Below are 26,756 nucleotides of genomic sequence, written 5' to 3'. Positions count from 1 at the left end.
TAGAGAGCCCTGTTTGAAATAGTCTCTTTATTTTAAAGCCTTTATACTTACTTTTACAGATTAGGGACACGCCCTAGACTCTTGATATTGCACTAATCAAGACATCGAAAAAGTCATCAAAATAGGTTGATGTCATTGATTATACGTCTATTAATTTGGCTCGTTGTATTAAAAATTATAACGAATAAGTGATGTAAAACACTATTTACAATTTTATTGTTACTTAATTGTACAGCCTATTTCTATTTATATAGAAATCCTATAGAATGCGTGAAAGCTGAGTAGCTGTAACTAAGACTAGTTGAATTCTGAGAAATCTCAGCTTTCAACCTTTTTTGCTGCTACTGATCATTTCATTTTCCCGGAGAAAACCTTATGAACTTAAAATTACTTGCTCTAGCTGGTATCATGACTGCAACTATGGGCCTTACTGCCTGTGACAGCAACAAAGAAAACGCTGCTGAAGATTTATCTGACGCACAAGAAGAAGTGCAAGATGCATCAGAAGAGCTAAACGAAGCTGCTGCTGAAGGCGAAGTAACTGCTGATGCTGCTGTTGCTGAAGCTGAAGCTGACATCGCTGATGCTCAAGTTGCTACTGCTACTGACGAAATCGATGCTGAAGTACCTGTAGACGGTACTACTACTAGCGTTGACGTAGCTAGCGAAACTCCAGCTGTAGACGCAGCTGACGAAGTTGTAGTTATTGAAGAACCAGCTCAGTAATTTTATCGTTTATATGATAGAAATACTGTAGTAAAAAAAAGAGAGCCTAAGCTCTCTTTTTTTGTGCGTGTCATTTACCATTGTTCGTGGTTATTCATAGCTAAATATGATATTTAATGGCGCTTTCAAATGTAGATCAACCATCTCACATTAATAATAAAGCGTAACTTTAACAACCATCATGAAGTCATGATATATTTATATGTTCAGTTTTATACGATTGACAGTTACTGCTACTCGTCAAATAGACGCTCATCAACTTGTTGACGGAATTTTTGCCCTGTTTTGAAAGTCACCACGCGGCGTGCTGATACGGCGACTGGCTCCCCTGTCTTAGGGTTGCGACCTGGACGGCTATTTTTATCTTTAAGCTCGAAGTTGCCAAAGCCTGAAAGCTTGACCTCTTTGCCATCAATTAAACTCTCTGACAATTCATCAAAGAAATTCTCTACCAAACAGCGGCCTTCTTGGCGTGTTAGGTCAAGATGACTCATCAAATGCTCAATCATGTCAGATTTGGTTAAGGTGCTCACAGTACGACTCCTATGCTATGTCGTGATGTCGAATATCATGGTTTAGCGGTATGAGGGTTAATGCTAGTTATTATAAAGGTTTTCTAAGCTCTTTTTAACAAAGACTGCTTTAAAATCCTTTATTAATAACCACTTAACTATTTTTATGAAAAAAAATTTATAAAATTATAATTCTTATAAATAGCAATGCCCTATAGCCTCTTTAAGAGTGAGGCTACAGAGCATGTCTATGATAAGAGTTATATGTTAGCTGTCACGCAACTTTGCTGCATGTTGCTTCGTTAGCGCCTGTACCACTTTGTCAGTCGCGGTTTTAATGGCGTCATCAGATAGCGTTTGTGCATTGTCTTGCCATATTAGCGCAAAAGCTAATGAGCGCTGACCAGCTGGCACGTTGTCGCCTTGATACACATCAAACAGCCACAGATCAGCCAATAGCTCACCAGCTGCTGCGCGTATCGTCGACTCTAATGTCTGTAAGCTGATCTCACTGTCTACTAAAATGGCAATATCACGGCGTACTTGTGGAAATTTGCTTGGGGTGGTGATGGTATGCTGCTCACGGGCAAGGGTCAGTAATGGCGCAAGTGATAATTGAGCAACCCACGTAGCTGGCAAATCTAACTGCTTAGCCGTGTTAGGATGCAACTGACCCAACCAACCAATATATTCATCATCAATATAAAGCTTAGCACTTTGGCCTGGATGCAAGAAAGCAAGCTCACTGCGCTCATAGCGAATACGGGCGCTATCCATTTGTGCAGGTAATAACTGCTCAATATCATGCTTAAGATCATAAAAGTCTAACGCACGGTTTTGATACGCTTGCTCGTCCCAGACATCGCCAACTGCTACTAACGCAATACTTGGTGTCTGCACCAACTCACTAATACTTTGACCAACAAAACTAAGCCCTGTTTCAAAGAAACGAACGCGGGGCTGCTGACGATTGAGATTATATTGCACGCAAGGCAATAAGCTTGATAGCAAAGTACGGCGCATCACGGCTAAGTCACTAGAAATAGGATTGGCCAGTGCCAGTACTTCTCCTAGGGCTTTGTCATCGAGCAAGGCTTCTATTTTTGCGTCACTAAAGCTAAAGCTAATCGCTTCCATATAACCATTATCGACCAGCGCCAGCTTCATCTCGTGTGTCAAGTCTGCGGTATCGTCATAATCCATGCTGACTTGCAAATGCGGCAACACACTCGGAATATTGTCATAGCCATAGATACGCGCAATTTCTTCGATGAGGTCTTCTTTGATACTCATGTCAAAGCGATACGATGGCGGCGTGCAAATCAGGCTATCGGCTTGCTGCACTACCTCAAAGCCTAATTGGGTCAAAATACGAACCATCACTGCTGGCTCAATCTCAATACCGATGACATCACGAACTTTAGCAATTGGTAAAGTGATCGGTGTGCGAGATGGTAAATGCTCACTGCTTTCTGCTTTTACTATTTGTCCGGCTTGCCCACCAGTAATGCTCGTAATCAAATCAACAGCACGCGCTAAAGCAAGCTCTGGTAACTCAAAATCGACACCACGCTCAAAGCGTTGTGAGGCATCGGTATGCAAACCAAAACGACGTGCGCGTGCGGCAATAGCAAGCTGACCAAAGAAAGCGCTTTCTACAATAATATTGGTTGTGCTATCAGTGACACTACTACGCTGACCGCCCATGATTCCGGCAAGTGCAAGTGCGCCTTTATCATCAGCAATGAGCAATTCATCACCGGTTAAGGTAATGGTTTGCTCATTCAACAAAGTAATCGTTTCTTCAGGTTGTGCCAAACGCACAACGATATCGCCCTCGATAGTATCGGCATCAAACGCATGTAGCGGTTGACCCAACTCCATCAATACATAGTTGGTCACATCAACCAAAAAATTGTGCGAGCGTAATCCTGATTGAACCAGCGCATCTTGCATCCACTTTGGGGTGTCGATACTACGATCAATATTGCTGATTGATTGTAGTAAATAGCGTGGGCACGCTTCAATTGCACTAACCGTTACCGCTAGCGTAGCAGTATCAGCACCGTTATCAGTAACTACCACATTGGTAGGAATCTCAGGCAGCTGCATTGGCAAATCATTAATGACTGATATTTCGCGCGCAATACCGCGTACACTAAAGCAGTCACCGCGATTTGGCGTGATAGAGATATCTAGGATTTGATTGTCTAAGCCTAGATATTCACGGATATCCATACCAATTGGTGCATCTGCTGGCAATTCGAGCAGACCATCAATTTCATCGACTAAATCAATTTCAGAAGCGCCGCACAACATACCGTTGGAGGCAACACCACGTAGATTGCCATTTTTAATTATGAAGCCTTTTTTGTCATCACTTGGCAAAATGGCACCAACGGTCGCAACTGGTGTTTTCATACCGACAGTCACATTGGGCGCACCGCAGACGATTTGTAATGGTTCAGCTGCACCAATATTAACCTGCGTAACGCGCAGTTTATCGGCATCTGGATGCTGCTCGACGCTGATGACTTCACCGACAACCACACCACTGAAGGTAAGGGCAACCGCATAGCGATCATCAATCTCAAGTCCTGCCATCGTGAGTTGTTCGGCCAATTGCTCACTGCTATTGTTGGGGTTTACCCATTGACGTAGCCACTGTTCGCTAATTTTCATAAATATCTCAGATCAGAATTTTATAATAAAGGTTTTGGAGTAAAGGTAGAGGTATTATTAAATAATAAAATCTAGCCAAACTGCTTTAAAAAGCGTACGTCATTTTGGAAAAACAGGCGCAAATCATCGATGCCGTAATATAACATCGCGAAGCGCTCAATCCCCATTCCAAAAGCAAAGCCAGTATATTTTTCGGCATCAATACCGCAGTTGGTCAGTACTTGTGGGTGTACCATACCGCAGCCCATAACCTCAAGCCATTTACCATTGTCATCGAGAATATCAACTTCAGCTGACGGCTCGGTAAAGGGGAAAAATGACGGACGGAAACGTACAGTCAGCTCTTTGGCAAAAAATGCTTCCAAGAACTCACTAATCAAGCCTTTTAGCTCGGCAAAAGTGCTCGACTCTGTAACCATAAGCCCTTCTAGCTGATGGAACATCGGCGAATGGGTTTGGTCTGAATCATTGCGATAAACGCGACCTGGGCAAATAATGCGAATAGGCGGTTCGTTCTTTTCCATGGTGCGAATCTGCACGGGGCTGGTATGCGTACGCAGTAGATAATGCGCATCAAAATAGAAGGTATCGTGCATCGCGCGCGCTGGATGATGCGACGGAATATTAAGCGCCTCAAAGTTATAATAATCGCTTTCGACTTCAGGACCAGTAGCAACGTTAAAACCTGCTTGTATAAAATACTGCTGCATACGCTGGGTAATCATGGTCACTGGATGCAAATGACCTTTTTGACCACCGCGAGCAGGCAAGGTGATATCAATACTTTCGCTTGCAAGCTTGGCATTTAGTGCAGCCACTTCTAGCTGCTGCTGCTGCTCTGTCAATGCATCTTGAATACGGCTACGGACTTGATGTAACCAGCCGCCGTAGGTTTTTTTATCGTCGCTGCTGAGTTTACCCATCTGCTTTGACCAGCCAGTTAATGGGCTCTTTTTACCGGTCAATTGCACACGCAAATCTTGTAACGCACGCACATCGGTTACTTGTAGAACCAAGGCTTCAGCGGCACTGGCCAACTCATTCAGCTGAGCTTCATTAAGCTCGCTTAGCTCTGTGGACAAGGTCGGTAGCGCCGACAAATCGGTGGTAGCAGCAGGGGTAGTCATAAGATGCATTCTTCCTGATTTAAACGGACTATTAATAATAGTGATTGGTAATTGTAGGGATTTGACCAAATATTGCAAACCATTTACCCAGTCATTCAAAAATAATACTAGTGATATGAATGGCTTGAATATTTAGACGATAATAAAAGCTATCTCAACAAAGCATATTTAGCGCTGGTGCTAAAACAAGGCTGTGACATGAAGTATTAAGATAATGTGATATAAAAAAAGCCACCGACCAGCGGTAGCTTTTATTAATATCATACTATTAATCAATATTATCCCTGTCCATATAGATAACTACTTGTAAATTCTGACTAAACAAGCAGCAACCCTAAAGGAAGGTTAATATTTATGCTAATGCCGCTTTTGCTTTTTCAACCAACGCTGTGAAAGTCGCTGCATCATGCATAGCGATGTCAGCAAGTACGCGACGATCGACAGTGATGTTAGCCAATTTCATGCCATTGATAAAGCGGCTGTAGCTTAAACCGTTTAAGCGTGCACCAGCATTGATACGTGCAATCCAAAGACGACGGAAGGTACGTTTTTTGTTGCGACGGTCACGATAAGCATATTGACCAGCTTTGGTCACTGCTTGTACCGCTACGCGGTAAACACGTGAACGGGCACCGTAGTAGCCTTTTGCGCGTTTTAGGATTTTTTTGTGACGACGATTCGCCTGTACACCACGTTTTACACGGGCCATAAATTACTCCAAGATTTCTTTAATCATTATTAAACGAATCACGATGTCATCGAATAGTAGACATCGCTATCAGATTGCAAAGTCAGATATTTTTAATTCAGTCGCTATAAATTAAAAAGCGCTTCATTAAAGATAAATGACGATAGCCTACTAGATGTATGGGCACATGCGACGAACTGCTGCTTCGTCAGACTTGTCCACCATCTTTAGACCGCGCAACTGGCGAATACGCTTAGCTGATTTCTTGGTCAAGATATGGCTTTTGTTTGCTTGCTTACGCTTGAAGCCGTTCGCTGTTTTTTTGAAGCGTTTAGCTGCACCGCTTCTGGTTTTCATCTTAACTTTCATGATGATTTGCCTCTTTGTCTTTGATAGAACCTGGTCGTCAAATAGTTAATAACGAATAGTGGCTGTAAAAGCACCCACTAAACCTCTATTTGCCTCGAGGTGGGAGGCGGTATTTTAGCAGATAATGCACTGTTTTGCCAAGGAAACTTTTACGCCTCGTCTAGGGCGTGTCCTCAATCTGAACGAAAGCAAATAAATGGACTGGAAACGGTTAAATTTTGTCAAGCTACTTCAAACAGCTGGTTTATATCTCGATATTATTTGCGCTATTTTCCCTTTTTGACGGCAATTTATATCATTCTTATCATCATTTTTAAAATGAGGATACGCCCTAGTAGGCATGACAGTGGATAATGGGTATGAGCCCATTTATAAAGATTTTAGTCAAAACACTCATAAAACTGCGGATTTACCGCCAAATAGATTGAATGTCAGCTTAAGCTGTGCTTAAGTAGAGACTGAACTGTAGTATAAGCTGAGCATTAATAATACAAAGTTATTTATCACACTTATCGAGCGTCTATCGTACGATGATGACGCTACCAACCTACACCATGATTAGCAGCATTCATAGCCTGCAATCAATCTAGGAGATAACGTGTCAAAACAAGAATTAGACTTTGATAACGACATATTTGTCTTTGAAACAGTGATGCGTGTGCGTCATATTGAGCTTGATATGGCTCAGTACCTGACGCTCGAATCATTGACTGCGTTGCTATGTGAGGCGCGGCAAAGATTTTTTTACTCTAAAGGTATTAAAGAGATCGATGCAGATTATCACGGTTTAATTATCGATGAGTTACAACTAATTATTGTCAGTCGCATACGGGCGCGTGAAGAGCTATTATTTGAAGTAGGCGTTGAACCGTTATACGATAATGGTGGCACTATAGTGATAAAAATTACCCGTATGCATACTGGAGAAACAGTAGCCAAGGCGCGGCAGCATTTTGTCAATTATGACTTTCGCCTCAATAAATCCATTGCGCTTGATAAAATTATGAAAGAAGCGCTGTACCCACATCTCTACAGGATTTGATATTGAGGATATGCCCTAATGCTAACCGCTTTTTTATTCAGACCATAAATAGAATCCGTTACGATTCACTTATTCCCCTTTGATTGCTATATAAATAAGAAGACAGATATATTATGACTTTACCTGCTTGGCTGGCTGCCATAAAATTTAATGATGATGGTTTGATTCCTGCAATTGCTCAAGATCATAAGTCTGGGCGTATTTTGATGATGGCTTGGATGAATGCCGAAGCACTACAGTTAACCGCGCAAACGCAGACAGCGGTTTATTTTTCGCGCTCACGTGCCAAATTGTGGCATAAGGGCGAGTCATCGGGTCATACTCAGACTGTACATGATATTCGCTTGGACTGTGATGCAGACGTGATTGTCCTTAGTGTCACTCAGGCTGGCGGTATCGCTTGCCATACTGGTCGCGAATCTTGCTTCTATCAGCGTTTAGATTTGTCGGGACAAACGCCGGAATGGCAAACCATCGATAAGGTATTAAAAGACCCTGCTGATATTTATTATTCAAGCGATGCAGAAAAAGCCACTCCTAAAACTAACGAGACGCAGGCTCACGATGTAATCCCTTCAGATGCCAATCACAGTCACCATGACACTACTAACCGCTCTATTTTGCAGCAGCTTGACGGTGTATTGGCAGAGCGTAAACAAGCGGATGCTGATAGCTCGTACGTGGCAAGCTTATACGCAAAGGGTTTAAATAAAATTCTAGAGAAAGTTGGCGAAGAAAGTACTGAAAGTATCATTGCCGCCAAAGATTTTGCCAATTGCGACGAAAATAGCAATAAAGCGCAATACGATGACGCTCGTCATGAGCTCATCTATGAAGTGGCCGATGTCTGGTTTCATACATTAGTAGGACTGGCGTGGTTCGATATTGAGTCGGATGCGGTATTAAATGAGCTAGGTCGACGTTTTGGTCTATCAGGTATCGATGAAAAGGCGGCTCGATAGTTTCTATAAGCTTGGCGCTTGCCCTGTTTGATTATTGTTGATTTCACCTTTTTGTCACAAGTGCAGGTTATAATATAGCTCTGTTTTACTTCGCATTGTATGTCGAGGCTGTTTATTGAGTATAACGATATTCGATACACCCAAAGTAGGCATACAAAGACTGAAAACCAAGACACAAGGATACCTTTATGGGTAGTTTTTCTATTACGCATTGGCTGATTTTATTAGTGGTAGTGGTAGTCGTATTTGGCACCTCAAAGCTTAGAAATGCTGGCAAAGATTTGGGCGGCGCAGTCAAAGGCTTCAAAGAAGCGGTCAAAGACGAAAATACTGAGCATGCTAAAAAGCATGTGGTGCTCGATCATGATGGCAATGCACACACTGAAGAGCGCCCAACAACCACCAAGGTTGATGACACGCATAATGTATAGCCTCTAGACAGTGACCTTTTAGACAATTACATCGGAACATTATGTTTGATATCGGCTTTTCTGAACTACTCCTTTTTGGTGTTATCGCCCTAATCGTCTTGGGCCCAGAAAAACTGCCACAGGCAGCGCGTACCGCTGGGCAATGGTATGCCAAAATTCGCCGCACGGTATCCACCCTGCAGTCTGAAATCGAAGCTGAGCTTGATTTGGCAGAGACCCGCCAGCTTATGCAAAAAGAGCTGGCCAAAATTCGCCAGACTGAAGCAGATATGAGGCGTGAGATGGCGGAGATGCGCGGCAGTATGCAAGAGTTTGAATCCTCGCAAAACCAGCATTTAAAAGCATCGCGTGATCCAGGCGATGACAATACACCTAAACAAAGTAGTCAAGCCAGTAGTGAGAATGATGATAATCAACCAGTGCAGCCAAAAGCGTTTGACTACGCCTATGACAGTAATAGACAGGCTGAGAAACCAGAAAGCCCTGAGCAGTCATCGGCACAAGGCGATAATGGTAGTCCAAAAACTGACTGTAGTGATAACGCCAATCCAGTGTCTCAAACCATCACAACTAGACCGTGGGAAAATATGTGGTTTCGTCTTGGTGCTTATGATAAAGCGCGTCGTTTGCCGCAACCGCCCTACTTACCAAATTATAAAGCCGATATCTTACTAAATAGCCATATAGACAGTCTTTTACCTAAACAGGCTTCTGTTCATGAGCAGGAGAGTCATTAGTGGGCTTATTTAAACGTAAAAAAAGCCGTCAAGAAAAAGTCGCGGATTCAGATATCGAGACCTCAACAGCTACCATAGATGGTAATGTCGACAGCAATACTGAGGACTCTGGCGATATCTTAAGCTCACTTGGCGATATGCCGATTACCGAGCATTTGATTGAACTTCGTCATCATTTGATTAAGATATGTGTTGCCGTACTGGTCATATTTTTAGCCTTAGTCGGATTTTCACGCGAGCTCTATGATTTTTTGTCCAACCCATTGGTTGCTCAGTTACCTGCCAACTCAACGATGATCGCGACGGATATCACTTCCAACTTTATGGCACCGATACGCCTGACTGTTTTTGTCGCTGCATTCTTTGCCATGCCTTATATTCTGTATCAAATTTGGTCTTTTGTGGCTCCAGGTTTATACAAAAAAGAGAAAAAAATCGCGATTCCAGTGTTAGCATCCTCAATATTCTTGTTCTATACTGGGGTAGCCTTTGCGTATTTTATCGTGCTTAAAGGCGTTTTAAAGTTCTTTATCATGTTTGCCCCGCAAAACGTCCTACCGATGACAGATATCGACAGTTATCTAAGCTTCGCGCTGAAACTATTCATGGTATTTGGACTGACTTTTGAGATTCCAGTTGTCACCTTACTGTTGATATTGGTCGGTGTCGTCTCCATTCAGAGTCTAGAAGACAAACGTCGTTATATTATTGTGGGCTGTTTTGCAGTAGCAGCCGTCGTCACACCACCCGATGGCGTGTCGATGCTGATGCTCGCCATTCCAATGTGGCTATTATTTGAGCTTGGTTTGTTTTTAGCCAAAATCTTAATTAAAGAAAAGCCTAGCGCTGCTTTAATAGATGGTAAAGCCTCAAACGAAAATGAACTTACCAGTTAATTCAAAACAGGCCAATCCTATAATCTGTTAATATGGCTACTTAAGCCTCAAGTAATCGTCGATACATCTTTTGACTATAGTCGGTTCAATATAATTTGGATACAAGAAAGTCGAGTGAAAGTACTACAAATAGTAGACTAAGCGAGACTGACACCATATCCAATTTATAGAGGATTGACTATATGATCACTAATCAGCCATTGTCTACGCAGTGGCTTTTTTTACCCCTATCATTTTTGACCATGTTTTACTCTTTTAGGTAACTTTGTTATGTCCGCATCTATGCCAGCTTATATGAGCGATCCCACTGATGAGCAATTGAACGCGCTCAATATGGCGATGGATCACAAGTCATTCAAAGTGGTGGCTTATGCGGGTGCTGGTAAAACCACGACATTGAAGCTAATCGGTGAACGCCTGCGCGGACGCGGCTTATACTTAGCCTTTAATAAAACGATTGCCAATGATGCTCGTTCAAAGTTTCCATCACATGTGGAATGTCGCACCTTTCATTCGCTTGCGTATCGTCATGTCGCCCGTGATATCACAGCCAAGTTATCCTTACCAAGATTCTCCCCCAAACGCCTCGGTGATGATTTGGGATTGCAACCAGTGCAAGTACGTCGGCAAATGGATGGTATAAATAAATATATCACGCTCACGCCAGCCCGATTATCACGTTTCGTGAGTGATGCTGTGAGTAATTTCTGTAGTACGCATGCCAGCTATCCTGCACCCAGACACATAATATTCCCGAGCTGGCTCGATGAGTCAGATGCAGAGCAATTACGCGAAATGCTCTACCCTGCCGTCGAGCAGCGTTGGCTACAGTCGATTGATGCGCGGCACCCTGCTGGTATTGGTCATGATATTTATCTGAAGCTTTGGGCATTGTCTAAGCCAAGTATTCCAGCAGATTTTATTTTGTTTGATGAAGCGCAAGATGCCGACCCATTAATGATGGGCATTTTGACCCAGCAACCGAGACAGGTCATTTATGTGGGCGATGCGCACCAGCAAATTTACGAGTGGCGCGGTGCAGTCAATGCCATGAAAAAACTGCCCCTACCGCAAACCTTGTTGACACAGTCATTTCGTTTTGGCGAGCCAATTGCAGAAGTCGCCAATACATTACTAAAGGCATTACAAGAAGACGTACCGCTCAAAGGCAACCCTAATAAACAGTCCTCTATTGACAAAGGCATGGTACACAGTAAAAAAGACGCCATCCTATGTCGCACCAATGCTGCTGCAATGTCGCAGCTATTGACCGGACTTAAACTCGGTCATAGAGTCGCTCTGCAAGCCGATACGGATCGTATGCTCAAATTCTGTCAGGCTGCCGAAAATTTAAAAAATGGCAAATCTGCTTATGGTGTGCCTGAACTGGCATATTTTTATAATTGGGGCGATGTACAAGAGTACTCAGAAACCAATGAAGGCAGCGATCTCAAAACCCTTGTCAAATTGGTCGATGACCATGGTACTAATGTATTAAGCCAAGCGGTCAATAGCTTAACCAGTATCGAAAATGCGGACTATGTCATCTCAACTGCTCACAAAGCCAAAGGGCTCGAATGGGGAAAGGTGCAACTAGACGATGATTTTTATTATGATGTCACCACCAATGCGGTCAAAATAAGTCCAGAAGAGTTGCGGCTGCTCTACGTTGCTTGCACTCGTGCCCAAACCAACTTAGATATTCATAATATTAAAGATTTGATATCAGGATTACAGATAGGTAAGAAAGTAATTTTTGGTAATACTTAATTTTCCTAAATTAGACACTCTTTGCATTTGCCATTCTAAATTCCTAGTTTATCTTTCGTTATAGCAACTTTTTAGCAGTGAACCACAAGCATGAATAATAATCAGCAACTTCAAGCCCGCCAAAATACCATCCGTCAGTTATTTGCCAATCCTGTCCGCCTACTGGCACCAATGGAAGGCTTGACCGATCCGTTGATGCGGCAAATACTTACGCAGATTGCGGCAGATTTAGGTCGCCCCTATGACTGGTCGGTGAGTGAGTTTATTCGGGTGACTCAGCACGTTTTACCAGCGCATGTATTTTATAAATACGTGCCAGAATTACGTCATGAAGCTAAGACAGCCTGTGGCACACCGATACATTTGCAACTTTTGGGCAGCGAAGCGCAACTCATGGCAGACAATGCTGCTTATGCTGCCGAGCTTGGTGCACCTGCTATTGATATCAATTTTGGTTGCCCTGCCAAGACAGTAAATAGCCATCGTGGTGGTTCAGTATTGTTGGATGAACCCGAAACCCTGTATCAAATTATCAGTGCTGTGCGTCAAGCAGTACCTGCCGACATACCAGTCTCAGCCAAGATTCGTTTGGGCTATACCGATACCAGCCGCATGGATGATATTCGTGGTGCGATTAACGACAGTGGTACTGATTGGCTGACCATTCATGCACGGACCAAAACCCAAGGCTATAAGCCACCAGCCTATTGGGACAAGATTCAAAGTTTTAATGCGCTCGATATTCCAGTCATTGCCAACGGTGAAATATGGAATGCTGAGCACGCGCAAAACTGTATGACTCAAGCTGGTACAGAACATTTGATGTTAGGTCGCGGCGCGGTTACCCGTCCAGATTTGGTTGCTCGTGTGGATTGTGGTTCAGATGATGTCATGCTAAGTGCCGCGACGTTGTCGTGGGAAGCGATGGTCACCCATCAGATAAGGTTTTTGGAAGGTAAGGCCAAAACTGAGGTGATATTGGTGGGTCGCTATAAGCAATGGCTCGCAATGCTCATCAAAGGCTATAGCGAAGCAAAAGTTCTATGGGACAGTATCAAACGAGAAAAAAACAAAGCGGTGATTATCAATGCGCTACAATCTAGCATACAACAATAATCACCTGCTAATATTTGATTGATCTAGACGCTATGAAAGTTAACGCTCAAGAATTATACACTTACTCGAATCGCTAAATAGAACAGCATTAAAGAACAAGCCATCGATAACGCCCAAAGTATGGAGCGAAAAGCCGATAAATTAGTGATGTAAGCCACACAAAAACCAATACGAATCAGTACGTATAGCCAAGCCAATACATTAATAATCGCCTGCGGAACAAAGAATAACATCGCCGTTAAGACAGCTGCCAAAAATACTGGCAAGGTCTCATAGCTGTTTTGCTGCGCGGCATTGGCTCTTGCCGCCATTCCGGTGGCATGCTGAAAAAAATCACGAGGATGTGCGTTATTTCTGATTTTAAAACCGCCAGACGCTTTGGCAACGATTGATACCAACCATGGTAGTAAGCTTGCTACTACCATTGCCGAAATGGCAGATGCTGCGGTATTAGAGACCAACTCCAAAAGTGCATTCATTAATATATTCGCCCCTACCCTGCTATAACTTCAAAATCATGAGTGACGTTCACGCCGCCCTGTACCAACATTCTGCTGGCTGAGCAGTATTTTTCTGCTGATAAATGAATGGCTTTTTCGACTTGTTTTTCTTTGACATCTTGACCCGTCACTACGAAGTGCATATGAATATCGGTATATACCGCTGGTACGCTCTCAGCACGCTGAGCAATCAATTCACAACGCACATCTGTCACTGCTTGGCGCGATTTCTGTAAAATCTCTACCACATCATAGCTAGCGCAACCACCAAGCCCCAATAGAATCAGCTCCATTGGACTGGCGCCTTTTTCTTTATCAGCATCGATCTGTACATTATGCCCTGATGGTGACACGCCCATAAATGCTTTATTTTCTTGCCACGTTACACTTGCTTTTGACTCTGACATCTTGACCATTCCTTATTTTAATTAGCTCGTTGCCCGATTTTTATTTTCTGGCAATATGTTTTACTTGGCTAGTGTAGCATAAGCCAATGGCACATTTTATCGAGCCCTTATCATCCAAAATTATTATCATTATGAATAGTTCACCTATTTGTCTTTTGCAGCCTTATTTTCAATTAAACATTTTTACTAAAATTCTCTTAGTAGTGAATTAACATTCATACACCGCCTACTGTTTATTATTCAAACCTATCCTCTTATAGTTCGAACCTCTCTTTGCAGTAAGATTCCCCAAAAAACATTACAAAAGTTTAATTATAACTGGTTGATTTTAAACAGTTAAGCTCGTGAAACATTTTATAGCAAAATACTGTTACACATTTTGCTTGTTTCTTGGTTTAATAACGGTAATGAATCTTATTTTGACCTAATATCGACAACCATCACCTTATAATAATTATGATTGCTGTCACGGTTCTAGCTCAAAATAAGCTATTTTAAATAAATTAAAAAGGTTTAATCATGATAGATGCAGACGGCTTTCGCGCCAATGTCGGCATCATCTTGGCAAATACACAAGGGCAGGTTCTGTGGGCAAAACGTATTGGTCACAACGCTTGGCAGTTCCCACAAGGCGGTATCGACCGTGGGGAGACGCCGATGGATGCGATGTATCGCGAGCTCTGGGAAGAGGTCGGCCTGCATCCGCGTCATGTAGACTTATTGGCAGTGACGCAAGATTGGTTGCGTTATCGTCTGCCAAAACGCTATGTGCGGCATGGACAGCACCCTTTATGTATTGGGCAAAAACAGAAATGGTTTTTGCTACGCTTAGATGAGACGAACACTCAACATATCCGCTTTGATGAGGGCAAACCAGAATTTGATCATTGGCAATGGGTCAGTTACTGGTATCCACTTGGACAAGTGATTCATTTTAAACGAGGCGTTTATCGTCGTGCCTTGCAGGAGCTAGTGCCTGAGCTACCTCTAAGACAAGAGCTGATTATTCCTGAACAAGACAATCACTTGTTGATAGGATGAACTGACATTTTGATTAAAAGTAACACGTAATAGAAGAGCCTGTATCCTTTAGATGCAGGCTTTTTTATTATATAGCGATTATATCTTGCGGAATAATTATGGCTTGATAGCAATTTTTAGTACGCCGTCACGCTGATGCATGAACAAGTCATAGGCCTCTACAATATCATCCAAGGCATAGGTATGCGTCACCATCTCTGATAAATCCACTCGACCGGACTCGATGACATTCATCAATCGGCGCATACGCTCTTTACCTCCTGGGCAGAGAGCCGTTCTTATCGTATGATCGCCAAGACCAGAGGCGAAATGAGCCATTGGAATGACTAAATCTTCAGAATACACACCCAAGCTTGAGAGTGTACCGCCTGGTTTTAATATTTTGAGGCATTGCTCAAACGTAGACTGTAAACCTAACGCCTCGATACTGCTATCCACCCCACGACCACCAGTGATTTTCATGATCTCATCAACCACGTCAACTTCTGTGAAGTTTAGAGTAATATCTGCTCCCAGTTTCTTTGCCATGGCCAAACGGTCATTATTGCCATCGACAGCGATAATCAGTGACGCGCCTTTAATCCTTGCACCAGCTGTCGCGCACAAGCCAATCGGTCCTTGTGCAAATATAGCAACCACATCACCGATCTGAATATTGGCGTTTTCTGCGCCTTTGAAGCCTGTCGACATAATGTCAGGACACATCAACACTTGCTCATCCGTCAGTCCATCTGGCACTGGACATAGATTGGCCTGCGCATCTGGCACTAGCACATACTCTGCTTGCGTGCCATCAATGTGATTACCAAAACGCCAGCCGCCTGTGGCTTTATAACCGTGACAAGAACATCTACCATCTGCATCAAGATAACCACCGTCTTGTGACGGGAAACCATCTTGACTGGCATAGGAGGTAAACGTTGGGCAAATGGCGCCAGCAATGACTCGCTGCCCTTCTTCATAGCCCATGACTGCGCTACCAAGCTTTTCAATGATACCTACTGGCTCGTGACCAATGGTTAAGCCTTTTGCAACGGCATACTCACCTTTAAAGATGTGAATGTCAGTACCACAAATGGTCGTGGTCGTAATTTTTATCAAGGCATCATTAGGGCCGACATCAGGGATTTTTTTATCTACAATTTCGATTTTACCTGGTTCAATAAATATCAGTGACTTCATCATGCTCATTTCACACTCCTTGTTTTATAATCATTTACTCAGCTGGTATGAACTTTAGTGATATCTATATTTATCTTACGCCATATAAATAGTAATTTAAAGTGAAATCCATTCTTTAATAAAGGGATTGGTGATTCTCTATTGTTAGATATTAAAACTGTAGTATCAAACTTCTCATAGAAATTGTACGTGAGCCTCATTAAGAGTAGATGAAAAAGCTAATAGATTAGAAAGCTAATAGATGAAAAGCCTATAGGCTACTTATGACTATCATGCCGACATTCTTTATAATTGTCATGCTGACACTCTCGGCTTACTAATCTAGCAATCTCATCCACTGCTGAATCTGCCAACTGAGAATGACATTTCAGGGTTAAAATGCTTTGGGTACGTGTGGCATAAGTGGGCAAATTATTTTGCGTATGATTAAAAGCGACAGGCTCTATATAAATAGAAGACAGAATCTGCTCAATCTCAACAGCCACTCCAGTCTCCGGCAGCTTATCCACTGGGGCTTGCGTATTATCAGACAATACCGCAAAGGCAGCTTCTTGCCAGTACTCAGGTTCGCTATTCTCAGCGATTAGTGGCAATACTTCTTGGCGCAGCCTACCTCGCAGCTTTTCAGTTTTAAACCAGCTGTCCTCAGGCTGACCATTGGAAATGATATGCAGTCCTGCATATAGTGGCATAGGAGCATGACCACGATTATTGACAATAACGGCTTGTGTCATATCACCAATAATGAGATTGAACCCAGCATAGTTTTGCAAACTAATCTGCCGTGCAAACTCCATCGGACTTATATCACTGGTTAAGAAATCCGTGACTAGCGCCCCGCGTGAGCACTCATCAGAGCTTGCCTGCACGCCATCGCGAAAATTCAATACCGCAGCCCAACGTCCATTTTGCTGATAATATTCTTCAGGCGCTTGATGACTGTATTGATGACTGTATTGATGACTGTATTGATGACTGTATTGATGACTGTATTGATGATTGGCTTGATGATTGGCTTGATGGGGCTGTTGATGAATACCTAGCCAAGTACCGCCACTTTGTACATCGCGTCCTGCAAAAACAGGCTTATCTTCCCATTGATGTAGCAGTTCTGTCGGACGCTGCAAAAACTCATCGCGATTGGACAATAACACCAAAGGCAGCTCATCAAACAGTTGCCAAGCAATGGCGACAATACACATAAGACTCCTAATTTTGCTAAAAATATGCCTAGCAAACAGCCAAGCTTGATTTAAGTGTGAACTTAGTTCACTGACAAATTAGTTCACTGATAAGTTTTTGCTAGCAGGATAACTAATCTGAGAGGTCGACTGTATGACTTTCGATTGTTTACTTGGTAAATCGAACTCCCACGCAACCATACCTTTATTGTCATTCCAGTCACGCTCAGTCACTGGCGGTTTATGAGTGATGGTTACTTTAAGACTATCGTCACGGCTAATCGGCTCACTGCCCAATACTTGTAAATGCATAGATCGGTTGTGCTGATTGGTAAATTGATAAGCTTGTGTTTTAGTCAAGGTTTGCGTGCGATTAAATGCGCCTTTATCACCCTGCTTATCTTCATCAGCTATCTGCTTTACGATAGTATTAGGGTCAATACCAAAACCGATACCTTGCTCTTTGAGCGCTTGATAATTATAGCGCGCCTGCCCGACATAATTATCATCACGGTATAGCTGTAGCGAACCATCTACCCAAGCTGGTGTCAAGAACGGTGCGGATGCATACCAATAGCCAGCTGCCTCCACGCTCGGCGTACTACGAATCCATAGCTTGCTACTGCCCGACTGCTCATCAATGACCGTCCGTACGCGCCTGCCATCGCTTGGAATACTAATACGCTGCGGTAAGCGATATTCGGTAATGCCGTTTTTATTCTGACTGCTAACGGTAAAGCTTGGCAGCGGTGCCATGTTAGGTGTCGAGGCACCGCCATAGCTGTCTCTTGCAGATACCACAACAGGCATGTTTTCCGCCATAGGTGGTACAGATATAGTCCGATTTTCTCTATCTTCTTCATATAAAGAAAAGCGCTCAACTCGTGGTAATTGGCTGGTGGTGTTTTGATTGGGATTGACAGAGCTTAGCATCAAAGGGACATCGAGCCAGTTTTCTCCTGTCTGCTGGGCAATAACCGCAGAGGCAATGATATTTAATTGCTTGGTTTCAGTATTCAGCCTTGCTTGATACGTTGGCTCCCAACCCGCGCCGCGTACTTGATAGTGCAGTTTTACACTGCTTGGTACTCGACTGGCAGTACGTACACTCACTTGAGTTACACTATTTTGAGTGGAAGTCGCGCTGCCCGCCATTAGTTGGTTGAGCGCATCTTGTACACGGGCTTGGCGCTGCTGAATTTCTAGTATCCGTTTATTGATACTGACCGCTTGTGTTTCCAGATCGCGCGCATTATTGGCAAGCGTGCCATCTGTACTGATTTGCGTGACCTTGGTTAAATTCTGCAAGTAAGCTTTAGCTAAGCGTGCCGCTTCTAACTCAGCATTGATAACTGCCAAATTATCTTGCTGTGTCTGCACTCTCGCCTCACCTTGATACTGACACTGCGCTGCTTGCTCATCGCTTAAAGTCTCGATACTGACTTCACCAATATTGATGCCATTTGCTGCTTGTACGCTCACACTGTCTTTATCGATATAAGGGGACAAACAAGAAAAAACCAGTGTCTGCTCACCGCTACCATTGATTGGTAACGCACGAGTCACGCTCGCTAAGCCCTGATAAATGGTCACTTGCTCAATACTACTGTTCGCTGCCTGAGCAGGAGTCAAAGCTAAAGCCGCTAAGCCAAATAAACCCAGTGGCGTCAACTGTTTTTTAGAGGGTAAAAAATTAGGTAGTATTGCTACTTTTGATAACTTAGCTTGCATAATCATTCCTTAAAAATACGGTTAATCCATTAATACGGTGCATTAGCACAAGCGCGCAGTATCTAACGCTTCATTAAATATGATGATGCAATATTTATGATGGCATTTATTTTCAGCAGCTTTTTTATATCTTAGCGGTTTTCTGGCTTTCTTTCTAGATGTTACCCGTAGCAGATAAGTTGTTACCATGAGATGAGCCTCACCGTAATTTGGTATGCCTCACTGGCTATTTTTGCTATTATGAGCAGCATTCTATTACCAAATTTATGATGCCTTTATGATGATACATCCTCAGTACGATCCTGTAGCGCTGTCTTTGGGTCCAGTAGAAGTGCACTGGTATGGCCTAATGTATTTGTTGGCATTTGCCGCCGCCTTTGGTCTGGCTTGGTATCGCAGCACCAAACGTGAAAATTGGAACACTGACATGGTGTCCGACTTGGTCTTTTTTGGTGCACTTGGTGTCATTTTGGGCGGTCGTGTCGGCTATGTGTTGTTTTATCAATTCGGTGAATTTTTACAAAACCCCGCTTACCTTTTCAAAGTCTGGGAAGGTGGCATGTCTTTCCATGGCGGCATGATTGGTGTCTTACTGGGCATGTTATATTTTGCCCGCAAGTATAAAAAGACCCCGTTTCAGGTGCTGGACTTTATCGTTCCTTGCGTGCCAACGGGCTTGTTATTTGGTCGTATTGGCAATTACATCAATGGCGAGCTATGGGGCCGCGTCTCTAACGGTGGCTACAACTGGCTTACCTACTTCCCGCAAGCGGCTGCTACTGATATGCAGCAATTGCAAACCAACCCTGAGCTACAAGAGTTAATGCTTGAAGTAAATGGGCAGTATTTGCTACCTCGCCACCCCTCACAGCTGTATGAGGCACTTGCTGAAGGGTTATTATTATTCCTATTCCTATGGTGGTATTCATCAAAACCACGCCCACGTATGGCAGCATCGGCAGTATTTTTATTGGGCTATGGCATTAGCCGCTTCATCATTGAGTTTTTCCGCCAACCCGATGCTGACCAAGGATTTGTATTACTAGGTTGGATGACCAAAGGGCAAATACTCAGCGCTCCCATGATTATTATTGGTTTCATTATGCTGGTATACGCTTACAAACGCGGTATCTATGACTGGGGTAAGCAGTCGGCTTATTAAGCACTAATTCACATCCAGTAGCCTGTTAAAAAACAATACAACTATGCGTTTTAATAGCGTAGAAGAGCAATTTTATGACCATGAGCAACTCCATTATTAGTAACAACAAGCAGCGTAAAAATGAGCAAGCCTATCTAGATTTGCTGCATCTTGTCCTCACTGAAGGCACTGAAAAAGGCGATCGTACTGGCACTGGTACGCTGAGCCACTTTGGCGCGCAGCTCCGTTTTAATTTAGCCGACGGTTTCCCATTATTAACCACAAAAAAAGTCCACTTTAAATCTATCGTCTATGAGCTATTTTGGTTTTTAAGTGGCAGCACCCATGTTGATTATCTACAAGCCAATGGCGTACGCATTTGGAATGAGTGGTCAACGGCTGAACAGACGGCACGCTTTAATCGCCCTGCTGGTGATTTAGGCCCTGTCTATGGTCATCAGTGGCGCAATTATGGCGCAAGCCAGCGTGAAGATGGGAGCTACAATAATGATGGTGTCGATCAAATCACCCAAGTCATTGAGCAAATAAAAACCAATCCCAATTCAAGACGTTTGATTGTGTCTGGTTGGAATCCCGGTGAAGCAGATCAAGTTGCGCTGCCGCCTTGCCATACGCTATTTCAGTTCTTTGTGGCGGATAATAAACTGTCATGCCAGCTCTATCAGCGTTCAGCAGATTTATTCCTAGGCGTGCCATTTAATATTGCCAGTTATGCCTTGCTGACCCATATGGTCGCGCAAGTATGCGGATTAGAAGTGGGCGAATTTATCTGGACGGGTGGCGATTGTCATATTTATCAAAACCACCGCGAGCAAGTTGAGCTGCAACTGACGCGTGAGCTTTATAAGCTACCAACGCTGACGCTTAACTCTAATGTGAATGATATCTTTGCTTTCAAATACGAAGACATTAGCGTTGATGGTTACGAGTCGCATCCTGCGATTAAGGCAAAGGTTGCAGTCTAGCCTTTGTCTGATTGGAAGTTTCAAATAAATGCAGCAAATGAAAGTAGCATGTTAAAGACAATAAAAAGGATACGTTATGAGTTATGCCCACACCGAAGTTGCCCAAATCGCAGCTATCAGTAGCAACCGCTGTATCGGCAAAGATAATGAGCTACCGTGGCATATCTCAGCAGATTTGCAGCATTTTAAAAGCATGACGACCAAACAGAATGACGGTGCGATCCAAGGTATCGTCATTATGGGTCGTAAGACATTTGAATCCATGGGCAGCAAGCCTTTGCCAAAACGTGTGAGCTTCATCATCAGCAGCCAGCTAGATTATGCCGAACAAAAAGGTTTGGTCGGTAAAAGCAATGCTTATGTGGTGCACAATTTAGATGATGCATTAACACAAGCAGCAAGTCTCGCACATGGTGCACATCTTGATACGATTTGGGTGATTGGCGGTGAGCGCGTCTTTAGCGATGCCTTGATGTATACCGACCGTATTGAACTGACTCACGTAGATACCGAAATTACCGATGGTGATGCCTTTTATCCTGAGTTGCCAAGTGAATTTGAAGTGGCAGAAGAGTCTGAGCAAATACACGATGAAAAAAGTGAATTGGATTTTAGGTTTGTAACTTATAAAAGAAAAAGCGCTGAATAGTAGTAAGTTTTCGAACAAAATGTAAAAGAGGCTGTCCTAGATAATTCTAAGACAGCCTCTTTTTTCTTTTCAGGTGCTATTGCCAAAAAATAAATTTGGTACATATCGCCTAAATTATTCATGCAAAACCTTATAAACCGTTTTAGCCAAAATGGGACCAATCCCTTGCACGCCTGCCAATTCTTGCTGCGATGCACCGAGCAATTGTTGCAATCCGCCAAAATGATTGAGTAAATCACGGCGGCGCTTTTCACCGAGCCCCGGTATGACTTCTAACACTGACGATGAACGGCGCTTGTCACGTTTCTTACGGTGTGCTGTGATAGCAAATCGATGCGCCTCATCACGGATATGCATCAATAAATGCAGCGCTTTGCTATCCATGGGTAAATCAAGCGGCTCATGATCGATAAAATGCAGCACTTCAAGACCAGCCTTACGTCCTTCGCCTTTTGCCACGCTAATCAGCAAAGTATCACCAAGAATACCTAACTCAGTCAGCACTTCTTTAGCGATGCCAAGCTGCCCTTTACCACCATCAATCAGCAACAAATCAGGCAATGGCTGCTTTTTATAGCGCCGTGTCAGCACTTGTTTCATTGCGGCATAATCATCACCACCGACAATGTCATGAATCGCATATTGGCGATAATCACGGCGACGCGAACCACCTTGGTCAAAGACTACGCAGCTACCAATGGTCGCCTCGCCCATCGTATGGGAGATATCAAAACACTCTATGCGATCAATGGTCCTATCAGTGACGTCCGCTAAGACATCTTTTAAGGCACCAAAGCGCGCATGCAACTCTAAATAGTCGCCCAGCTTGGTTTTTAGGGCATTATTGGTATTGAGTTTGGCTAAATCTAACCATTCAGCACGGTGTTCACGGACACTGGTTTTGATCACGACTTTACTGCCAAAATGGCTCGCCAATGCTTCACTGACCGCCACCTGATCCGGCAACTCATGACTCAACATGATTTCTGCGGGCAAGTCATCCGTCACCTGAAAATAAAATGAGGTAATAAATGCTGATAAATTATCAGCAAGAGGCTCGCTACTATCAACGTCAGGGAAGTAATTCTTACCGCCAAGAACACGCCCGCCACGTACGGTCAAGACGTTGACACAAGTCATGCCTGCTTGACTGGCAATAGCAATCACATCCGCCTCACCTTGCACAGTATAAACAGCTTGCTTGGCTTGTACTTCGCGCAGCATAGACAGCTGATCGCGATAAAACACGGCCTTTTCAAAGTCTAATTCTTCAGCAGAAGCTTCCATTTTTTCAATCAAAGCGCTATGAATATCGCTAGAGTCGCCTTTTAGGAAACGAATGGTATTATTGACATCTTCTGCATATTCTTCGGCCGATACCAAGCCCACGCAGGGCGCACGGCAGCGCTTAATCTGATACTCAAGACAAGGACGCTTACGTTGCTTAAAAAAGGTATTGGTACATTGGCGCATCTGAAACATTTTTTGCATCAATACCAGTGTCTCTTTGGCGGCATGAGCAGAGGGGAAAGGACCGAAAAAGCGACCTTTTTGGTGATTGCCTTTACCGCGACCATAAGCCAATCGCGGGTAAGGCTTATCTGCTGAAATAAACACATAGAGATAGGATTTGTCATCGCGCAACAGTACGTTATAAGGCGGACGATATTCTTTAATCAAGTTTTGCTCGAGCAATAACGCTTCGGTCTCACTACGGGTAATAATGGTTTCAATATTATGTATCCGTGCCACCAGCGCCCGTGTTTTTGGATGGTCAATGGTTTTAGCAAAGTAGCTGTTCACACGGCTCTTGAGTGACTTGGCTTTACCGACATATAAGATATCGCCATTTTTACCCAGCATTTTATAGACCCCTGGCAAATTTGGCAGGCGCTGAATTAAATGCTTAAGACGGGCTTTTTTATCATCGATAGGGCTCGATTCTGAGACATTGACCATAGAATTCATTGCTCTTAAAAGTCTTATAATACTGCTAGTTATGGGGCGGGAGTCATTGTTTTACAAGCCAATTATTAGCCATAGCATCACCCATAAAAAAGCCAGCACTAAGGCTGACTTTTTATAGGTAAGCAAGATGCTATTAATGGCGGAAGTTTGCCATCAGTGCTGGAATACCCGGTAGCATACCAACAATAGCCATCACACCTGTCAACACCACAAACATAATACCCGGTATGATCCAGCGGCTCATTTTAGTCAAATTGGCACTGCGTTCTTTCGAGCCAATCAAGCCTAAGTTATCAAGCAACAACGTGAGTGACCAGCCAAAGGCAGGATTCACGAGTGCAGAAGCAAAGACTACAATCGCAGCAGACTGAGTGGTTTTTCCTTCGCGCGTCATTTCCATACCAGCTTCAAGCAGTGGAATAAACACACCAACGATCAATGCCACACACATCACTGGCTGCCAGATAGCCAAATCCATTGGATAGCCCCAAACCCCTGCGATAATGCAGAACAATGCCGTCAGTAAAGCACCGGCAGGAATCGGACGTTTGGCAATCGCTGCTGGGACAATATAGGTGCCCCACGATGACGCAAAGTTAGCACCACCCAATACAGAACCGACGACCTGGCGAAACGATGCGCTGGTCATTGTGTCATCGATATCCATGAGTACCTTTTCAGTACGTTTAGGATAGCTGATTTTTTGAAAGACCTGATGGCCTAAAAAATCTGGTGACCACATAGCAACGGCCAAAATAGCAAACGGCAGTACGACAATGAAGCTTTCAACCGTCGGTAATCCTAGCATCCAACCGGTATTTTCACCCCACCAATACATCGGGTTCATGTTTGGTAAGCCTGGTGCAGTTTTGAACTCAAAGGGTGCACCCAATGCAAATGCAAGTCCGCCACCTAGTACACAGCTTAGCGGAACCGCAAGCCAGCGTTTTTGCCAATGCTCAAGCAATGCATACAACAAAATCGTTGCCAAAATAATGAAAAAGGCAATATGCGACATGCCAATACCTTCTGCCCAAGCAAAGAGGTTTTTGACCTGTGAGGTGGTACCGATAAACCCTAAGTAAATCAAGAGGCCACCGCACACGCCTTTACTGGTCAAGTTTGCCAGCAGACTGCCCCCTTTACTGATTGCCAATAGCAAACCGAAGGCACCGATGAGCAGACCAAAGGCCATCGGGTGACCACCAGCAGCAACAACGATAGGAATAAGCGGAATAAGGGGGCCGTGAGTACCTGCAAGGTTGGCTGTCGGGAGTAGAAATCCTGAAAATAAGATGATAAAGAATGAAACGATTAATAGCTCATAACGAACGTTTTCTAAAACGAACGCATCACCCAAACCAAGTGGACCTGCAAATGTTGCAGCAATCGCACCCACCATAACCACTTTACCAATCGTTGCCGCCATTGCAGGAATAGTATCTTCATACTCAAAGCGATAATCACGAAATGGCAAATTGGGACGCCAGCGTTTTGGCTGCATGATTTGTAATTCATGATTTAGATAAGCGTCACGACTGTCAAAGTTTGCGCTTGGTTTGTGTAAATCAAGGTAGCTACCTGATGGCTCGCTGTCGTAATTAGATGGATTTGATGACTGCTGATTAGACCCTGAAGAAGGGATCTGAGTGTTACTCATCACATTTCCTTATGTCGACTGAGGCTTTATTTAACTGATAATTTGATAGTGAAATTTAATGTGACTAAAGCGTCCATTAAAAATTGCAAGCCATTGTATGACATAAGAACTCGAAATGCGAACTTAGAATCACTCAAAAAGTCCATACACTATTATAATATATAAATTAAAGTTTCCATTTAATGCAAAATTGAACTTAATAGAAAACCATGGGGAAAAAACATACTTAATATAAACTTTAAATTAGAATAAATGACCTTTTTCTTAATAATTATCTGTATATAGATATTTGTTATCACATAACTAAATATTAAAGATAGTTATAATAAATAGTTTATTATAGCTTTTAAGTAACTATAGAAAATCCATGTCAGTTACGCTTTAAGCCTAGCGGTTTTGATATTTTTTACTTATGATAAATGCCCTTTCGTGACTGCTCTTTGATAGAAGTACACTAAAAAATTTGACTCAAACGGTATCACTAAAAAATATAAAAGAAGCAATAGGACGAATTTATGAGTTTGCTACCTACCAATTTTGAGACGCTAAAACGCAGAGCCAAACAAAGTATCATGCCGTTATTGACACCTCACCTACTGAAGCTGCGTATCAATACTTATGCACCATACGTAGGCGCTGGTATCAGAATCGATCACCTCAATCTCGATCAAGGTTTGTGCGTGGTAAGTATGGGGCTGAATACGCTGAACAAAAACATCGTAGGCACTCAGTTTGGCGGCAGCCTGTATTCGATGGTGGATCCATTCTATATGATAATACTGATGCACCAACTGGGCAGCAGTTACGTGGTCTGGGACAAAAGCTCACATATTGAGTTTATTGCCCCTAGTAATAGCAAAGTCACTGCGCGCCTAAAAATTCCTAGCAATGAAATCACCACGATTCAGGAATTAGCAAAAGACGGCGAGCCAGTATTTCGGGAATACCAAGCAGATATCGTCGATGATCAACAAAAAATTATCGCTACCGTCACTAAGACGCTCTATATACGCTTGCGTAAGTACAGCAAATCTAAAGACCAAAATAGCCGTATCGAAAATCTCGATGGTTAGAACTTTAAAGGCAATTTTTAAAACGTTTCTCTAGATTTGTGATTTAAAGCATATTAATTAAAGCGCATTAATTAAAACGACAGAAACAAAAACCCCAATCTGGCATACGCACAGATTGGGGTTTTGTCTTTTTTGGTACTACCCGCTTATTTATATGATAAACCTATGAATAAGGGCTT

General features: G+C 43.2%; 25 protein-coding genes. 13 read left to right on the top strand and 12 right to left on the bottom strand.

Going from position 1 to position 26,756, the window contains the following annotated elements; translation table 11 throughout:
* Positions 1-375: 375 nt before the first annotated feature.
* Positions 376-726 carry a hypothetical protein gene (locus JMX82_RS11555; RefSeq protein ID WP_201540643.1) on the top strand — a complete coding sequence of 117 codons (351 nt, stop codon included), beginning with the start codon at positions 376-378 and terminating at the stop codon, positions 724-726.
* A 233-nt stretch (positions 727-959) separates the two neighbouring features.
* On the opposite strand, the gene JMX82_RS11550 is transcribed toward JMX82_RS11555, so the two are convergent.
* The 5 genes from JMX82_RS11550 to rpmI all read right to left on the bottom strand — a co-directional run bounded on the left by JMX82_RS11550 (position 960) and on the right by rpmI (position 6,104).
* Positions 960-1,259, bottom strand: coding sequence for an integration host factor subunit alpha (locus tag JMX82_RS11550; protein WP_045445928.1), 300 nt, complete (start codon positions 1,257-1,259; stop codon positions 960-962).
* A 246-nt stretch (positions 1,260-1,505) separates the two neighbouring features.
* Positions 1,506-3,920: a phenylalanine--tRNA ligase subunit beta gene (gene pheT, locus JMX82_RS11545; RefSeq protein ID WP_201540642.1), complete on the bottom strand. Its 2,415-nt coding sequence runs from the start codon at positions 3,918-3,920 to the stop codon at positions 1,506-1,508.
* 71 nt (positions 3,921-3,991) lie between these two features.
* Positions 3,992-5,047 (bottom strand): phenylalanine--tRNA ligase subunit alpha, encoded by a 1,056-nt coding sequence (gene pheS, locus JMX82_RS11540; RefSeq protein ID WP_087813619.1) that lies wholly within the window; start codon positions 5,045-5,047, stop codon positions 3,992-3,994.
* A 352-nt stretch (positions 5,048-5,399) separates the two neighbouring features.
* Positions 5,400-5,756, bottom strand: coding sequence for a 50S ribosomal protein L20 (gene rplT, locus JMX82_RS11535; protein ID WP_025651520.1), 357 nt, complete (start codon positions 5,754-5,756; stop codon positions 5,400-5,402).
* Between the two features lie 150 nt (positions 5,757-5,906).
* On the bottom strand, positions 5,907-6,104 hold the full coding sequence (gene rpmI, locus JMX82_RS11530; RefSeq protein ID WP_010197866.1) for a 50S ribosomal protein L35: 198 nt from the start codon (positions 6,102-6,104) through the stop codon (positions 5,907-5,909).
* A gap of 598 nt (positions 6,105-6,702) precedes the next feature.
* Here rpmI and JMX82_RS11525 point away from each other — a divergent pair.
* The 7 genes from JMX82_RS11525 (at position 6,703) to JMX82_RS11495 (ending at position 13,058) form a co-directional block, all read left to right on the top strand.
* The gene (locus JMX82_RS11525) at positions 6,703-7,146 is read left to right on the top strand and encodes a thioesterase (protein WP_198329999.1); all 444 of its coding nucleotides are present in this window, start codon (positions 6,703-6,705) and stop codon (positions 7,144-7,146) included.
* 113 nt (positions 7,147-7,259) lie between these two features.
* On the top strand, positions 7,260-8,108 hold the full coding sequence (hisIE, locus tag JMX82_RS11520) for a bifunctional phosphoribosyl-AMP cyclohydrolase/phosphoribosyl-ATP diphosphatase HisIE (protein ID WP_201540641.1): 849 nt from the start codon (positions 7,260-7,262) through the stop codon (positions 8,106-8,108).
* A gap of 188 nt (positions 8,109-8,296) precedes the next feature.
* Positions 8,297-8,539 carry a Sec-independent protein translocase subunit TatA gene (gene tatA / locus JMX82_RS11515; RefSeq protein ID WP_045445916.1) on the top strand — a complete coding sequence of 81 codons (243 nt, stop codon included), beginning with the start codon at positions 8,297-8,299 and terminating at the stop codon, positions 8,537-8,539.
* Positions 8,540-8,580: 41 nt separating this feature from the next.
* Positions 8,581-9,276 (top strand): Sec-independent protein translocase protein TatB, encoded by a 696-nt coding sequence (tatB, locus tag JMX82_RS11510; protein WP_201540640.1) that lies wholly within the window; start codon positions 8,581-8,583, stop codon positions 9,274-9,276.
* The gene (gene tatC / locus JMX82_RS11505) at positions 9,276-10,172 is read left to right on the top strand and encodes a twin-arginine translocase subunit TatC (protein WP_201540639.1); all 897 of its coding nucleotides are present in this window, start codon (positions 9,276-9,278) and stop codon (positions 10,170-10,172) included. Before tatB ends, tatC begins: the two co-directional genes overlap by 1 nt.
* Before the next feature lie 270 nt (positions 10,173-10,442).
* Positions 10,443-11,942, top strand: coding sequence for a UvrD-helicase domain-containing protein (locus tag JMX82_RS11500; protein ID WP_201540638.1), 1,500 nt, complete (start codon positions 10,443-10,445; stop codon positions 11,940-11,942).
* Positions 11,943-12,032: 90 nt separating this feature from the next.
* Positions 12,033-13,058 (top strand): tRNA dihydrouridine synthase, encoded by a 1,026-nt coding sequence (locus JMX82_RS11495; RefSeq protein ID WP_201540637.1) that lies wholly within the window; start codon positions 12,033-12,035, stop codon positions 13,056-13,058.
* A gap of 53 nt (positions 13,059-13,111) precedes the next feature.
* Here JMX82_RS11495 and JMX82_RS11490 read toward each other — a convergent pair whose 3' ends face one another.
* Positions 13,112-13,537, bottom strand: a complete 426-nt coding sequence (locus JMX82_RS11490; protein ID WP_201540636.1) for an MAPEG family protein — start codon at positions 13,535-13,537, stop codon at positions 13,112-13,114.
* Positions 13,538-13,551: 14 nt separating this feature from the next.
* Positions 13,552-13,965, bottom strand: coding sequence for an OsmC family protein (locus JMX82_RS11485; RefSeq protein ID WP_201540635.1), 414 nt, complete (start codon positions 13,963-13,965; stop codon positions 13,552-13,554).
* A 519-nt stretch (positions 13,966-14,484) separates the two neighbouring features.
* Between JMX82_RS11485 and JMX82_RS11480 the strand changes: the two genes are divergently transcribed.
* Positions 14,485-15,006, top strand: a complete 522-nt coding sequence (locus tag JMX82_RS11480; protein WP_045452438.1) for an RNA pyrophosphohydrolase — start codon at positions 14,485-14,487, stop codon at positions 15,004-15,006.
* A gap of 96 nt (positions 15,007-15,102) precedes the next feature.
* On the opposite strand, the gene JMX82_RS11475 is transcribed toward JMX82_RS11480, so the two are convergent.
* The 3 genes from JMX82_RS11475 to JMX82_RS11465 form a co-directional block, all read right to left on the bottom strand.
* A complete protein-coding gene (locus tag JMX82_RS11475) occupies positions 15,103-16,197 on the bottom strand; it encodes an NAD(P)-dependent alcohol dehydrogenase (protein WP_201540634.1) in 1,095 nt (364 codons plus the stop codon).
* A 248-nt stretch (positions 16,198-16,445) separates the two neighbouring features.
* Positions 16,446-17,390 carry an NRDE family protein gene (locus JMX82_RS11470; RefSeq protein WP_201540633.1) on the bottom strand — a complete coding sequence of 315 codons (945 nt, stop codon included), beginning with the start codon at positions 17,388-17,390 and terminating at the stop codon, positions 16,446-16,448.
* A 78-nt stretch (positions 17,391-17,468) separates the two neighbouring features.
* Positions 17,469-19,100, bottom strand: coding sequence for a DUF4139 domain-containing protein (locus JMX82_RS11465; protein WP_227676698.1), 1,632 nt, complete (start codon positions 19,098-19,100; stop codon positions 17,469-17,471).
* Positions 19,101-19,377: 277 nt separating this feature from the next.
* Between JMX82_RS11465 and lgt the strand changes: the two genes are divergently transcribed.
* From lgt to JMX82_RS11450, 3 genes are all read left to right on the top strand, one after another.
* Positions 19,378-20,262: a prolipoprotein diacylglyceryl transferase gene (lgt, locus tag JMX82_RS11460; RefSeq protein WP_201540631.1), complete on the top strand. Its 885-nt coding sequence runs from the start codon at positions 19,378-19,380 to the stop codon at positions 20,260-20,262.
* A gap of 74 nt (positions 20,263-20,336) precedes the next feature.
* Positions 20,337-21,227, top strand: a complete 891-nt coding sequence (locus JMX82_RS11455) for a thymidylate synthase (RefSeq protein WP_201540630.1) — start codon at positions 20,337-20,339, stop codon at positions 21,225-21,227.
* A 76-nt stretch (positions 21,228-21,303) separates the two neighbouring features.
* Positions 21,304-21,876, top strand: a complete 573-nt coding sequence (locus tag JMX82_RS11450; protein WP_201540629.1) for a dihydrofolate reductase — start codon at positions 21,304-21,306, stop codon at positions 21,874-21,876.
* A 114-nt stretch (positions 21,877-21,990) separates the two neighbouring features.
* Here the strand turns inward: JMX82_RS11450 and uvrC are convergent, their stop codons facing one another.
* The gene (uvrC, locus tag JMX82_RS11445) at positions 21,991-23,835 is read right to left on the bottom strand and encodes an excinuclease ABC subunit UvrC (RefSeq protein ID WP_201540645.1); all 1,845 of its coding nucleotides are present in this window, start codon (positions 23,833-23,835) and stop codon (positions 21,991-21,993) included.
* 142 nt (positions 23,836-23,977) lie between these two features.
* Positions 23,978-25,504, bottom strand: a complete 1,527-nt coding sequence (locus JMX82_RS11440) for a DUF3360 family protein (protein ID WP_201540628.1) — start codon at positions 25,502-25,504, stop codon at positions 23,978-23,980.
* Between the two features lie 515 nt (positions 25,505-26,019).
* Between JMX82_RS11440 and JMX82_RS11435 the strand changes: the two genes are divergently transcribed.
* Entirely contained in the window at positions 26,020-26,577 is a 558-nt protein-coding gene (locus JMX82_RS11435; protein ID WP_201540627.1) for a DUF4442 domain-containing protein, read from the top strand.
* The last annotated feature ends 179 nt before the right edge of the window (positions 26,578-26,756 follow it).

The sequence above is a fragment of the Psychrobacter sp. 1044 genome (genome assembly GCF_904846525.1).
In the GTDB taxonomy this organism is placed as follows: domain Bacteria; phylum Pseudomonadota; class Gammaproteobacteria; order Pseudomonadales; family Moraxellaceae; genus Psychrobacter.
The sequence above is the reverse complement of the archived record's forward strand: the minus strand, read 5'-3'. Positions and strand labels throughout refer to the sequence as shown.

Coding starts and splice junctions, on each gene's coding strand:
- JMX82_RS11555 (WP_201540643.1), top strand. CDS start 376: ATGAACTTAAAATTACTTGCTCTAGCTGGTATCATGACTGCAACTATG.
- pheT (WP_201540642.1), bottom strand. CDS start 3,920: ATGAAAATTAGCGAACAGTGGCTACGTCAATGGGTAAACCCCAACAAT.
- pheS (WP_087813619.1), bottom strand. CDS start 5,047: ATGACTACCCCTGCTGCTACCACCGATTTGTCGGCGCTACCGACCTTG.
- rplT (WP_025651520.1), bottom strand. CDS start 5,756: ATGGCCCGTGTAAAACGTGGTGTACAGGCGAATCGTCGTCACAAAAAA.
- rpmI (WP_010197866.1), bottom strand. CDS start 6,104: ATGAAAGTTAAGATGAAAACCAGAAGCGGTGCAGCTAAACGCTTCAAA.
- hisIE (WP_201540641.1), top strand. CDS start 7,260: ATGACTTTACCTGCTTGGCTGGCTGCCATAAAATTTAATGATGATGGT.
- tatA (WP_045445916.1), top strand. CDS start 8,297: ATGGGTAGTTTTTCTATTACGCATTGGCTGATTTTATTAGTGGTAGTG.
- tatB (WP_201540640.1), top strand. CDS start 8,581: ATGTTTGATATCGGCTTTTCTGAACTACTCCTTTTTGGTGTTATCGCC.
- JMX82_RS11500 (WP_201540638.1), top strand. CDS start 10,443: ATGTCCGCATCTATGCCAGCTTATATGAGCGATCCCACTGATGAGCAA.
- JMX82_RS11495 (WP_201540637.1), top strand. CDS start 12,033: ATGAATAATAATCAGCAACTTCAAGCCCGCCAAAATACCATCCGTCAG.
- JMX82_RS11490 (WP_201540636.1), bottom strand. CDS start 13,537: ATGAATGCACTTTTGGAGTTGGTCTCTAATACCGCAGCATCTGCCATT.
- JMX82_RS11485 (WP_201540635.1), bottom strand. CDS start 13,965: ATGTCAGAGTCAAAAGCAAGTGTAACGTGGCAAGAAAATAAAGCATTT.
- JMX82_RS11480 (WP_045452438.1), top strand. CDS start 14,485: ATGATAGATGCAGACGGCTTTCGCGCCAATGTCGGCATCATCTTGGCA.
- JMX82_RS11475 (WP_201540634.1), bottom strand. CDS start 16,197: ATGAGCATGATGAAGTCACTGATATTTATTGAACCAGGTAAAATCGAA.
- JMX82_RS11470 (WP_201540633.1), bottom strand. CDS start 17,390: ATGTGTATTGTCGCCATTGCTTGGCAACTGTTTGATGAGCTGCCTTTG.
- JMX82_RS11465 (WP_227676698.1), bottom strand. CDS start 19,100: ATGCAAGCTAAGTTATCAAAAGTAGCAATACTACCTAATTTTTTACCC.
- lgt (WP_201540631.1), top strand. CDS start 19,378: ATGATGATACATCCTCAGTACGATCCTGTAGCGCTGTCTTTGGGTCCA.
- JMX82_RS11455 (WP_201540630.1), top strand. CDS start 20,337: ATGACCATGAGCAACTCCATTATTAGTAACAACAAGCAGCGTAAAAAT.
- JMX82_RS11450 (WP_201540629.1), top strand. CDS start 21,304: ATGAGTTATGCCCACACCGAAGTTGCCCAAATCGCAGCTATCAGTAGC.
- uvrC (WP_201540645.1), bottom strand. CDS start 23,835: ATGGTCAATGTCTCAGAATCGAGCCCTATCGATGATAAAAAAGCCCGT.
- JMX82_RS11440 (WP_201540628.1), bottom strand. CDS start 25,504: ATGAGTAACACTCAGATCCCTTCTTCAGGGTCTAATCAGCAGTCATCA.
- JMX82_RS11435 (WP_201540627.1), top strand. CDS start 26,020: ATGAGTTTGCTACCTACCAATTTTGAGACGCTAAAACGCAGAGCCAAA.